The organism is Actinoplanes aureus, assembly GCF_015704865.1.
Taxonomy (GTDB): domain Bacteria; phylum Actinomycetota; class Actinomycetes; order Mycobacteriales; family Micromonosporaceae; genus Actinoplanes; species Actinoplanes aureus.
On the sequence record NZ_JADQTO010000093.1, the window covers coordinates 1 to 1,308 of the forward strand.

General features: G+C 67.8%; 2 protein-coding genes. Both read right to left on the reverse strand.

Annotated elements, in window-relative coordinates:
* Positions 1–169: 169 nt before the first annotated feature.
* On the reverse strand, positions 170–532 hold the full coding sequence (locus tag I4J89_RS50735) for an integrase core domain-containing protein (protein WP_230860872.1): 363 nt from the start codon (positions 530–532) through the stop codon (positions 170–172).
* Positions 529–1,146, reverse strand: a complete 618-nt coding sequence (locus tag I4J89_RS49065; protein ID WP_309238817.1) for an integrase catalytic region — start codon at positions 1,144–1,146, stop codon at positions 529–531. Before I4J89_RS49065 ends, I4J89_RS50735 begins: the two co-directional genes overlap by 4 nt.
* Between the last annotated feature and the right edge of the window lie 162 nt (positions 1,147–1,308).

Consider the following 1,308-nt stretch of genomic DNA (forward strand, 5'->3'; position numbering starts at 1 on the left):
CCTGAAGGGTGCCAGTTCGAGGATTCGAGGCTGTTGCACCGGTTGCGCCTCGCCGCCGACTACCCGGCCGGTAGGAGTGAGGACAGTCGGCGGCAGCAAGGCGGCAGACCAGAGTGCCGGCAGTGGGACAGTTATGGGCGCACCTGCGCGCCAAACCAGTACGCGTACCTCAGGCCGCGCGGCGGTATTCGTGAATGAGTCCGCCGAGGACGTCAACGCGCTCGACGCTGCCAGCAACGGGCATCGTGGATACCGGTGCGGCAGTGCCAGGCAGCGGCGTCTGCAGGCCGATGCCGCGGTGCGGACGGCCGGTGTTGTAGTGCTCCAAATACCGGGTCAGGACCCGCTGCAGGTGGCGCCGGTTCCAGATCAACGTCCAGTCCAGGCACTCGGTCCGGACGGTGCGCACCCACCTTTCGGCGTACGCGTTCGCCTTGGGCGCGCGTGGTGGGATCTTGACGGTTTGGATGCCAGCCGCAGCGAAGACGGCATCGAACGCGGCGGTGAACTTGGCGTCGCGATCCCGGATCAGAACCGCAGCCGATGTGCTTGCTCGTCAAGGTCCATCAGCAGATTGCGGGCCGCCTGCACGACCCACTCGCCGGTCGGGTGCGCGGTGGCCCCTGCCAGGTGCACTCGGCGCCGATCGAGCTCGACGACGAACAACACGTAGAGCCGGGTCAACCCGACAGTCTCCACCGTCAAGAAGTCACACGCGAGCATGTCGGCGGCCTGCCCGCGCAGGAACGCCGTCCAACTCGGGCCACTACGGCGTGGTGCGGGGCCGAGCCGGTGACGGCGCAGGATCCGCCGCACCGAGGTCGCCGACACCCGGATGCCGAGCTTGTGGCACTCCCCCACGATCCTGATGTATCCCCATCGCGGGTTCTCCCGGGCCATCCGCACCACCAGCTCGACGGTTTCCGGGTCTAAGCAGTTCCCGCCGGTTCCGGTTGCCGGATAGGTCCAGCGGCGGGCCACCAGTTCCCGGTGCCAGCGCAGCAGCGTCGCCGGCGTGACCAGGAACGCGGCCCACCGCTCGCGGGGCAGCAGCCGCGCCAACATCGCCAGTACCAGCCGGTCCTGCGGCGTGTACCGCGGTCGGGTCACCTGCCGGCGCAGCACCATCAACTGGTGCCGCAACACCGCGATCTCGATGTCCTTGGCATCAGGCGCAGAACCCAGCCCGACCAGTCCAAGAACCCGTCGGACAACGACTAACGCAAGCGTGCGAACCACCATGACCGACAGCCTGCCGCACCGAGTCTTCGCTGCTCACCGGCTGTAACGCTGAGATGGCACCCTTCA